At 39.9% G+C, this 9,295-nt stretch carries 7 protein-coding genes; all 7 read right to left on the reverse strand.

Features of this window, described 5'->3' with window-relative positions:
• Positions 1-3: 3 nt before the first annotated feature.
• The gene (gene purF / locus ATS71_RS16205) at positions 4-1,530 is read right to left on the reverse strand and encodes an amidophosphoribosyltransferase (RefSeq protein WP_058405739.1); all 1,527 of its coding nucleotides are present in this window, start codon (positions 1,528-1,530) and stop codon (positions 4-6) included.
• A gap of 18 nt (positions 1,531-1,548) precedes the next feature.
• Positions 1,549-2,043, reverse strand: a complete 495-nt coding sequence (locus ATS71_RS16210; protein WP_006793890.1) for a CvpA family protein — start codon at positions 2,041-2,043, stop codon at positions 1,549-1,551.
• 184 nt (positions 2,044-2,227) lie between these two features.
• Positions 2,228-2,917 carry an SPOR domain-containing protein gene (locus ATS71_RS16215; protein WP_058405740.1) on the reverse strand — a complete coding sequence of 230 codons (690 nt, stop codon included), beginning with the start codon at positions 2,915-2,917 and terminating at the stop codon, positions 2,228-2,230.
• Between the two features lie 11 nt (positions 2,918-2,928).
• A complete protein-coding gene (gene folC, locus ATS71_RS16220; RefSeq protein ID WP_058405741.1) occupies positions 2,929-4,194 on the reverse strand; it encodes a bifunctional tetrahydrofolate synthase/dihydrofolate synthase in 1,266 nt (421 codons plus the stop codon).
• Positions 4,195-4,219: 25 nt separating this feature from the next.
• Positions 4,220-5,095, reverse strand: coding sequence for an acetyl-CoA carboxylase, carboxyltransferase subunit beta (gene accD, locus ATS71_RS16225; protein ID WP_058405742.1), 876 nt, complete (start codon positions 5,093-5,095; stop codon positions 4,220-4,222).
• Between the two features lie 153 nt (positions 5,096-5,248).
• Positions 5,249-6,043, reverse strand: a complete 795-nt coding sequence (gene truA / locus ATS71_RS16230) for a tRNA pseudouridine(38-40) synthase TruA (RefSeq protein ID WP_058405743.1) — start codon at positions 6,041-6,043, stop codon at positions 5,249-5,251.
• Between the two features lie 158 nt (positions 6,044-6,201).
• Positions 6,202-9,295, reverse strand: a 3,094-nt coding sequence (locus tag ATS71_RS16235; protein ID WP_327078263.1) for a FimV/HubP family polar landmark protein, incomplete at its 5' end; no start/stop codon positions are given.

The raw sequence follows: 9,295 nt of genomic DNA on the forward strand, positions 1-9,295 counted from the left end.
GTATTAATCGGTCTCGTTTTCTTCTTGGTTATGTATTTCTAAACCCGATGACATGGCACTTTCGCGTGTACTTTTAGCGGTATCATTTCTCAGTTTATCAATTCGGTTTAGGTAGTTTTGATCTATGTCGCCGGTGATATATTGCCCATCAAATACCGACGTTTCGAATTGTGTTATTTCAGGGTTTTCCTGTCTTACAGCAGCCATTAGATCTTTTAATGATTGAAAAATTAATCCGTCAGAACCAATACTTGCGTTTATATCTTCAACTTCACGGCCATGAGCAATAAGCTCAGCCGCAGATGGCATATCTATCCCATAAACATTTGGAAAGCGTATTTCAGGAGCTGCTGATGCAAAGTAAACATTTTTAGCACCCGACTCACGTGCCATTTCGACAATTTGCGCTGATGTAGTACCGCGCACTATTGAATCATCTACAAGTAATACATTTTTACCTTTAAATTCACGATCAATTGCGTTTAGTTTTTGTCGTACTGACTTTTTACGCATTTCTTGACCAGGCATTATAAACGTACGGCCAATGTAACGGTTTTTAACAAAGCCTTGGCGGTACGGTAAATCAAGTACGCGAGCAATTTCAAGCGCGACATCACACGAAGTTTCTGGAATAGGGATAACCACATCAATGTCTTTATCTGCCCACTCACGTGCTATTTTTTCACCAAGCTTAGTACCCATGTTTACGCGTGTTGCATACACTGACATTCTGTCTATTGTTGAGTCAGGGCGTGCAAAATAAACAAATTCAAAAATACAAGGCGAGTAAGACACTTTATCAGCACAGTTTAACGAGTGAAATTGTCCATCTTCAGTTACAAAAATGGCTTCGCCTGGGGCTACATCACGAATAAATTCAAAACCATCTGGTTTTAGTGCTACGCTTTCTGAAGCAAACATGTATTCGGTGCCTTTTTCAGTCTCGCGTTTACCAAAAACAAGTGGGCGAATACCGTTAGGATCACGAAACGCTACAACGCCATGGCCTATAATCATAGCAATCGCTGCATAACCACCCGTTACTTTTTTGTTCACCTCTGCAACAGCTGTAAATACATCTTCAGGGTCTAAATGCAATTTATCAGAGCGACTAAGCTCATGCGCCATAATATTCAACAATATCTCAGAGTCAGACGTGGTATTAACATGTCGTCGTGCTTCTGAAAATAACTGTTCTTTTAATTCTTCAGCATTTGTAAGGTTTCCGTTATGCGCAAGGGCAATACCAAATGGTGAATTTACATAAAAAGGCTGCGCCTCAGATGAGCTAGAAGAGCCTGCTGTTGGATAACGTACATGACCAATACCAATGGTACCTTGAAGTCGCTTCATGTGACGTGTGTGAAATACATCTTTCACTAAGCCGTTTGCTTTACGTAAGCTAAACGTATTATTTTCAATGGTAATTATACCCGCGGCGTCTTGCCCACGATGCTGCAAAACAGTTAAGCCATCATATATCGCCTGATTCACAGGAGACGTTCCGACTATTCCAACGATACCACACATGTAATTTATCCTCGCCGATTAACGGTTTACTGAATTTAAAAAGCTGGAGTTGTTTTCAAGGTATGAAAAAAACCATTCAACAACAAAGCCAAATTCTGGAATCAAAATAGAATTACCCCACCAGTGCGTGTTGGGTGCACCAGTAAAAGCATCAAGAAAGAAGAGTAACGCGCTCACGACCAACACGCCTCGTAGAGCACCAAACACTATGCCAAAGACACGGTCAGTACCCGATAAGCCAGTACGAAGTACAAGCTGACCTAAAATATAGTTTAGTAAACCGCCTAACAGGAGCGTCGCAAAGAAGAGTATGGCAATGGCCGCCGCATTTCTTAAAAGGGGTTCAGAAATACTTGTTAGGAAGGAAGCTAAATATTGGTAAAATAAACTTGAGATGATAAAGGCGCCTGCCCATACCGCTAATGACATGGCTTCTTTTACAAAACCGCGTATTAAACCGATGATGGTAGACAGTGCAATGATGCCTAGAATGGCGTAATCAACCCAGATCATAATAACCAATTAGTCGCTATTTTGGGGCGCATTCTATACCCAAACATCCTAAATATGCAAGTTTAAACGGGAGATAACCGCTGAGGGCATGAAACATTTAATTAACATTGCTGCTGGTAATAAAGTGGCTCAAGGAATTGTGTTATATCAAATGAAAAGGCCTTGTTATTTAAGGCCTTTTTATTTAGTTAGTCACTTCGTATTGGGTTATTTTACCATTGAGCTTAGTGAGCTTTTTAAGCTCTGGTAATTGTTTTTCCAACTCCGTTTTATCAAGTGACGGGCCAACAAACACTTTTGTTAGCGTTCCGTTAGGTGTTTTTACAGGTTTAGTAAACGTATTAAAGCCTTTTGAAGTTAACTTTGCCTGTAATGCTTTTACATTTGCAGCATGAGAAAAACTGCCTAACTGCACTACGTAAGCCATATCAGTTAGGTTTTCATCACTTTTACGCGGTGCGATAGGCTTTGGTGCCACTTTAACCACTTGTTCGGAAACTTCAGTCTCTTCTTTCGCTTTAGCAACTTGCGGTTCAACAACTTCAGTTTCTATAGCTGATGGTATGGCTGACGCTTCAACAATTTTCTCTTCGCTGGCATAATCGCTTTGTGCAATCGTATCGTCTTGTTTTAAAATGTCATCATCGGGGGAAATATCTTCAATTTTGTCTTGCTTTAATGGCTCAGCTATCGCTACTTGATCATTAATTGAGTCTTGCAAGTCAATGGTTTTGAACTCAGGTCGTTCTGGGATCGCTTTAAAGCCTTCCTTGTAATGCACTTTTTCGCCATCAAGTATGTTCGGGATAAACACAATCGCTGCGATCACCACTATGCTTGTTCCAACTAAGCGATTAATAAAACTTGAGTTCACCGATATCCTCTCTATTTTTTAAAATAATGAATAGCATCTGCTACTGTAAAAAATGAACCAAATACAATCAAAATAACATTGCTTTGCTGCTTAGGTAAAATAACACTAAGTGCTTGCGCAACGCTGTCGAAGCTTTGTACCTTGTTATTAGTAGATACGCTTTGTAGGGCTTCTTTTAAATTATTAGCACTATCACCACGAGGGCCACCTAAGCTTGCAAGGAACCAGTTATCAACTAAATGGCTTAGCTCTTTGAGCACCGCGGCTTTATCTTTATCAGCAAGCATAGCGGCTAATGCGTGAACTTTAAAGCCTTTATCTTTGTAACTTAATAACTTATTGGCTAAATAACGGGCTGATTCAGGGTTATGAGCTACGTCTGTAAATACCAATGGCTCTGTGCTTAATTGTTCAAAACGCCCTTCCACAACTAATTTAGCTAAGCAATTGCGTATTACCTCAACACTCGGTAATAAATTTAATACGCTTAACGCTGTTAATGCCGTTGCTACATTCTGAGCGGGTATTGCAGGTTTATTAAGCGTAAGGTTATGTGTTTCAAACTGCCAATTAAACGTTGTGTCATGTTCTTTAAAAGTAAAGTCAGTGCCTGATAATGTCATATTAGCATTAATTTCATGACCGTAATCTGTCATTGTATGAGGAATATTTAAATCCCCAATAATTGCCGGGGTACCTTCACGGAATATCCCTGCTTTATCGTACGCCACCAGCTCTCTGGTATCGCCAAGGTATTCTTTGTGATCTAAATCGATGGTTGTAATAACACTTGCGTAAGGCGTTACTATGTTTGTAGCATCGAAACGTCCGCCTAAACCAACTTCTAATAACACATAATCAACACTAAAGCGTTTAAAAATAGCGAGTGCACCCAAGGTACCATATTCAAAGTAAGTAAGCTGAGTGTCTTTACGACCTTGCTCTAACTGATGAAATGCATCTACATGAAACTGATCGTCAAGTTCGCTGCCATTAATACGCACGCGTTCGTTATAACGGATTAAATGAGGAGACGCATAAGTACCAACACTAAAGCCTTGTGCCAAAAGTAGCGACTCTAAACAACGGGCAGTAGTGCCTTTGCCATTTGTGCCACCAATTAGAATTATTTTACTAGGGGTATTTAATAAACCGATATTATTGGCAACATCGGCAACTCGCTCTAGCCCCATTGCAATATTGGCTGGGTGAACACTTTCTAAATAAAAAAGCCAATCATCAAGGCTTGATGATTGGCTAGGAATTGTTTTTGTCATAGCGTTAAATCAGAAAAGCTTAAATTTACGCTACTCTATGCTCTTGTTCAGTAGAAGGCAAGTTCATAAACTTGGCTAAAATACGTGCCAAGGTATCACGCATTTCACGGCGGTCTACAATCATGTCTATTGCGCCGTGTTCAAGTAAAAACTCACTACGCTGAAAACCTTCTGGTAATGTTTCACGAACGGTTTGTTCAATTACACGAGGACCCGCAAATCCGATTAAGGCTTTAGGTTCAGCAACATTAATATCACCAAGCATTGCCAGCGAAGCAGAAACACCACCCATTGTTGGGTCAGTCATCACTGAAATAAACGGAAGGCCTTTTTCAGTCATTTTTGCTAATGCCGCACTGGTTTTAGCCATTTGCATAAGCGACATTAGCGCTTCTTGCATGCGTGCACCACCAGAGGCTGAAAAACAAATAAGCGGCATGTTATGCTCTAAACACTGGTCAACAGCATCAACAAATCGTGCGCCTACAACCGATGCCATCGAGCCACCCATAAATGAGAACTCAAACGCCACTGCTGCCACAGGAATACCTTTTAAGCGGCCCTTCATTGCAACTAATGCATCTTTTTCACCGCTAGCTTTTTGAGCTGCACTAATACGATCTGAATATTTTTTAGAATCTTTAAATTTAAGAACATCTTTAGGTTCGTGCTCAGTACCTAACTCTTGGCGTTCGCCGTCATCTAAAAAATGCTCAAGACGTTTACGGCCGCTTACGCGCATATGATGGTCACATTTAGGACACACGTTTAAAGATTTTTCTAATTCAGCTTTATATAAAATTGAATCACACGATGTACATTTAGCCCATACACCTTCTGGGATTTCTTTACGACCTGATGATTTCGTCGTTTTAGGTAAGATTTTTTCTAACCAACTCATTTGCAACTCTCTTAATGCTGTTCTGTGTCGCGAGCCTGATAATTACAATTAACAGACAGATTTTTTCAATTAAAACATGAATCAGACTAACACGGTATAAAAAACTGGTCTTAGTAGTTAGAAGCACTCAAATTAAGCAATTAATAATTCTAACTAAATTTCAACATCAGGCAAGAATAATGGCCCTAAGGGCGTTTTAGGGATATTAAATTGCTCTGGATAATCAACATCAACTAAATAAAGGCCCGCGGCTTTTGCGGTTGCGCTTGCTTTTGCACGTTCTTTTACATCTAAAAGTTCTTTTAACCATATAGGCTGATGCTTGTGTAGGCCAATATCCATTAAACAACCGGTTATGTTTCGTACCATGTGATGTAAAAATGCATTGGCTTTAATATCAATTACAACGTAATCACCTTGGCGCTGTACCGATAAATGATGAATGGTTCGGGTTGCGGTATTAGCTTGGCAGTGTAAAGCTCTAAACGATGTAAAGTCATGTTCACCTATTAAGTACTGACAAGCCTGTTGCATGGCAACCTCGTCCAATTTGTGATGAAAGTGAGTAACCCCCTCATTCATAACCGCTCCACGGTATGGATAGTTGTAAATAACGTAACGGTACCTTCTAGCAGTTGCACTAAAACGGGCGTGAAAGTCTTCTGTAACAGGCTGGGCAAATCGAATAGCAATATCTTTAGGCAGTAACGTATTCATACCCATAGTAAACGCAACCATTTCACGAGATGCACTAGTTTCAAAGTGAACAACTTGGCCTGTTCCATGAACACCTGCGTCAGTTCGCCCTGCACACACAATTTCAACTGGATGGTTACAGATACTCGACAATGCCTTTTCTACTTCTTGCTGTACACTATTTACGTGTGATTGACGCTGCCAACCACTATAACGTGCACCATTATATTCAACCCCAAGTGCTACTCGCATATTTATCGCTTTACCTACTGTACTAATTAACGGCGCATTTTATGCTATCTCGCAGCGCAATAAAAGCAACCGTGATGTAATCATATAAAAACAATAAAAAACCCATAACTAGCATCACTAATTATGGGTTTATAGCATTTAAATTTACATAAAAACGATTATTGCAATTTGGCTTGCAAACTGAGCGCTTCTTCTTGAACCTCTTGAGGACCTTTAGCTATTACGTCTTCAATTACTTTAAGCGCTGAGTCGAAATCGTCAATTTCAATATATGCGCGTGCTAAATCTAACTTAGCAGAGTAACCTCCACTTTCAGCATCAACGTCTGTTGGGTTATCACCTGCAAGCAACGCATCAAACTCACTTAAGCCCAAATCAATATTTACATCATTGTAAGGCTCATGCTCAAGCTCGGCATCGTCGCTTTGCTCGAGTAATGAATCAATATCTACAAAATCATCTTCACCTAACGGTCTAGCGTCTTCGGCTTCAGGCGCTGGCTCTTCATGATTGAACACTTCTTCATCAACTAAGTCTTCTTTTAATAAAGAATCAAAGTCAACATCAAACTCGCTGCTATCTTCTATATCAAGCTCATCGGGAGCGGCTAACTCATTAAGCAATGAATCGAAATCGGTTTCACTTAAGTCTGCCATGAATTCATCATCAAGTGCTTCATCTGATACAAGATTAGTATCGTCTTGTGACTCTACTTGAGTTAGTTCGGCTTCACGGTCAACATTGGTTTGTTCATTGATTAAATCGTTCGATACAGTTGTAAATGCTGGATTGTTTAGCTCATCGTTGTTATCAAGCGCTAAAGAGTCCTCATCAATGTCATTCAACTCTGTGAGTAAATCATCGAGTGTATCATCGTTTAAATCGTCGAGCTCAGTATCCAGTTCATTAAACTCATCAATTAACAAATCGTCATTAAAGTCCGTTTCCGAGCTATCTAAATCATCTTCAGCTGAATTTTGATTCTCAACTTCATTAGCATCGAGCTCTAAATCATCAAACTCATTATCAGAGTCATTTTCTAAACTATCTAAATTAACGTCAGTAGAAAACGCTTCCTCAGTGTCATTTGATGATAGTTCAGCTTCAAGCTCTGAAACTAGCGCCTCGTCACTTGTTATTTGACTATCGACTTCATCTAAACCTGATAAATCAGTGTCGTTATTCGATATATCAGGAAGTAGCTCTTCACCATCTTCGGTTATAACAGAGTCAGGGTCTAAATCGTTATTTGATTCAACTGTATTGTTTTGTGGCTCTGCGAACTCTTCTTCTGCTGAAACCTCATCATTAATGTCTGCAATTGAACTTTCAACCTCGTCATTGGTTGCAAGCTCTGTATCTACTTCACCTAGCTCATTATCAACGGTTGGCTCGATACCTAAATCAGATGATTCAAACTCTGCGCTATCAGGTAAATCTGTGCTATCAACTGCATCACCTGAAACAGGCACTTCATCCAAGTCAGTAGCTAAAGAGCTAGGTTCGTCATTAGTTTCAGGCTCTATATCTAATTCATCAAACTCATTATCAATTAATGGTTCATCATCAAAATCATCTTCCAAACTATCTAAATCAATATTTGATGAGAGCGCTTCTGATAGTTCTTGCTCTGTTTGGCTTGATGATAAATTTGGTTCAAGCTCAGCGTCGAGCTCCTGATCAATCGCGCTGGCGCTTTCATCATCTAAGTCTTGTTCAAGTTCCTTATTATCTGCTTTCTCAGTGTCGCTTTGTGGCGTATCTGAAATCAGTTCTTCAATACCTTCTTCACCAACTGAATCAACGTCTAAATCAGTGTCTAATAATGAATCTTCGTCCGTGCCCTCTGGTACTAAAACGTTAGCATCGTCATTAATTTCAGGCTCTAAATGTGATTCATCAAACTCATTATCAATTAATGGTTCATCATCAAAGTCATCTTCCAAACTATCTAAATCAATATTTGATGAGAGCGCTTGTGATAATTCTTGCTCTGTTTGGCTTAGTGATAGCTCTGGTTCTAGCTCTTCATCATCCGACACTTGAGTATCATCATCCGAAAAGTCTGAAACCTCCTCTTTAGCTGTGAGGTCAGCAAGTTCTTCGTTACCATCTAATTCATTATGCTCTTCTGTTGAGGCTACTTCGTCATCATCGCCTGATTGCAATGGTTCATTATCATCAATTACTGAGGTTGCATCAAAATCAGGATTAATATGAGTCTCATCATCAATTTCCTCATTAAGGTCACCCAACTCCGCGCCCTTAGAAATCGACTCAGCTAAGTCTTTTTCTGTTTGACTAACAACATTTTCGCCATTGTTGTTAGTAGACTCTCGTGTTTCTGAGTCATCCTCATTTAAAAGAGCTTCTGTGTTTGTTTCTGCGCTCTGATCTTCTGCTATTTCTAACTCAGGGTAATCGTCTAATTCTTGACTAGGCGTTATTGATTCTGTTTCTAGTAATTCATCCTCAAGGGATAGATCAGAATCAGTGTCTTCTGCTAATGGATCATCACCTAGATCAATCTCGACTTCTTCGATTTCATTATCTAAATCGTCCAATGTCCATTCAGGGCTTTCTATATATTCTGGATCTTCAGGCTGTTGTAATTCATTTAAAAGCTCATCTACACTTTGCAACGCATCATCGTTATATTCATCTAGTAAATCTTCTGGATCTAAAAGCGTGTCTGATGTGTCTGTAAAATCATCTGACCCAAGGTCTTCAAGCACTTGTTTAGGCTCTTCTTCAAGCTCTGGCTCTTCTGCAAGCTCTGGCTCTTCTTCAAGCTCTGGCTCTTCTGAAAGCTCTGGCTCTTCTGCAAGCTCTGGCTCTTCTTCAAGCTCTGGCGCATCTTCAAGCTCTGGCTCATCTGAAAGCTCTGGCTCTTCTTCAAGTTCTGTCTCTTCTACAAGTTCTGGCTCTTCTTCAAGTTCTGGCTCATCTAAAAGCTCAGGCTCTTCATCAAGCTCTGGCGTATCGGAAAGATCTTGCTTGCTCTCTAATTCTGACTCGTCAATTAATGAGGTTGCTAAAGACTCGACATCATCAACATTTAACTCTTCTTGTGCCTCAGCTAAATCATCAACGGAATCAGCTAGAGCAGTATCAATATCAAAATCATCGCTTTCTTCAACTAACGTATCGACTGTAATTTCTTGCGTTGAATCATCACCAGCGTCATCAATTAAGCTATCAATGTCGTCTAAATCAAAGTCATCGCTTTCTTCAACTAACGCATCGGCTGTG

This window comes from Pseudoalteromonas sp. H71 (assembly GCF_001468485.1).
Classification (GTDB): Bacteria; Pseudomonadota; Gammaproteobacteria; order Enterobacterales; family Alteromonadaceae; genus Pseudoalteromonas.

Excerpts from the sequence above, each read along its gene's own strand:
- purF (WP_058405739.1), bottom strand. The coding sequence starts at position 1,530 with ATGTGTGGTATCGTTGGAATAGTCGGAACGTCTCCTGTGAATCAGGCG.
- truA (WP_058405743.1), bottom strand. The coding sequence starts at position 6,043 with ATGCGAGTAGCACTTGGGGTTGAATATAATGGTGCACGTTATAGTGGT.
- folC (WP_058405741.1), bottom strand. The coding sequence starts at position 4,194 with ATGACAAAAACAATTCCTAGCCAATCATCAAGCCTTGATGATTGGCTT.
- accD (WP_058405742.1), bottom strand. The coding sequence starts at position 5,095 with ATGAGTTGGTTAGAAAAAATCTTACCTAAAACGACGAAATCATCAGGT.
- ATS71_RS16210 (WP_006793890.1), bottom strand. The coding sequence starts at position 2,043 with ATGATCTGGGTTGATTACGCCATTCTAGGCATCATTGCACTGTCTACC.